Below are 1,309 nucleotides of genomic sequence, written 5' to 3' on the forward strand. Positions count from 1 at the left end.
TGCACGGGGTCGACGGTGGCGAGCAGGTGGTAGCGCGCTGGCGTGAGCTTGTACGTCTCGGTGCCGACCGTGGTGGCCTGGCCCTTGACGACGGCGAACTCCGACACGTCGCCGGCTTCGGGCGCGAGAACGTCGATGTCCTTGCGCGGCTCCTCCTGACGCACGGTGTACAGCTTCTGCCCCGCGGTCACGGTCGCCCCCTCCCCCACGTGCACGGCGAGGACGGTGCCGTTGAGCTCACCCCGGACGGCGAAGTCGTCGTCGCGCGCCACGTTCCCGCTCAGGCTCAGCGCGTTCACGACCGAACCGCGCTCGACAGCCACGACGGGATCCGTGATCCCGGCCTCCGGACTGACGACGCTCTCCGCGCGGTCGGGGAAGAACGCGATCTTGACGAGAGCCGCGGCGCACGCGCCGAAGACCACGACGAGAAGCAGGGGGAAGATCCAGCGACGCCAGACGATCACGAGTGCCTTTCCGGCCGCGCCGCCCTGGCACGCCTGCGGTCAGCGTATCCAGACTTCGGAATTCAGCGCTCGGCTGTGACCGCGTGTCGATCCACCGGTGTCAGGCGCGCAGTGCTTCGTGACGGACGACGAGCCACCCGGCGGGCACCGAGAGCCGGTCGGCGTGGGGCGAGCACAGATCATGCGCCTGAGGATCGTTCGCAGCGCCGAGCGGGCCGAGGGCCGCCATCTGATCGCCGTAGTCGTAGGTGAGGGTGGCCACGGCCTCTCGCGCGCAGCCGACCTTCGAGCACAGTCGTCCGTCCATCTCCGCCAGCGTACGGCGCACTCCGACGCGGCGACGGATGCCGCGCCGGGCGAGCCGCCACCGCCTAGACTTTCGTCATGCCTCGTCGACGCGCCACCCCCGCCACCGCCGCTCCTCGGCGCGGTGCGCGGCATGGGCGACATGGTCGCCTGGGCCGCAGCGAGGTCGTGCGTCCGCCGTTGGCTCCTCTCGACGGACGCATCGACCGGTTCGACCTCACGGTCGGCACGGCCGTCGAGTTCCTCCGCGGTACCTGGCCCGAACTGCAGGACGTCCGGTTCGAGATCGGCGCGATCCCGGGGTTCGACGCGACCGACGAAGTGCCCCGGTGGTATCTCGACCGCGAGAACCGGCGCATCGTGCTGTTCCGACTCCCCATCGAACGGCTCCTGCCCCCTGGGCACGACGATGCCGCGCACCGGCGCATGGCCATCGAGAGCGCGGTCTTCCGGGCAGCGGCCGAGTACGTCGGCCGCGAGCCGTGGGACCTCGGCCACGACCACTGACACCACGACTGACGCCACGACAGTCGTTG

2 protein-coding genes are annotated in these 1,309 nt (G+C 70.7%); one reads left to right on the top strand and one right to left on the bottom strand.

Going from position 1 to position 1,309, the window contains the following annotated elements:
* Positions 1–567: 567 nt before the first annotated feature.
* Positions 568–774 carry a DUF3499 family protein gene (locus DSP71_RS21535; protein ID WP_021199833.1) on the bottom strand — a complete coding sequence of 69 codons (207 nt, stop codon included), beginning with the start codon at positions 772–774 and terminating at the stop codon, positions 568–570.
* A gap of 77 nt (positions 775–851) precedes the next feature.
* Between DSP71_RS21535 and DSP71_RS21540 the strand changes: the two genes are divergently transcribed.
* Positions 852–1,280: a hypothetical protein gene (locus tag DSP71_RS21540; protein WP_227750927.1), complete on the top strand. Its 429-nt coding sequence runs from the start codon at positions 852–854 to the stop codon at positions 1,278–1,280.
* Positions 1,281–1,309 lie beyond the last annotated feature (29 nt).

This window comes from Microbacterium sp. H6, from assembly GCF_003314775.1.
GTDB classification, from domain to species: domain Bacteria; phylum Actinomycetota; class Actinomycetes; order Actinomycetales; family Microbacteriaceae; genus Microbacterium; species Microbacterium oxydans.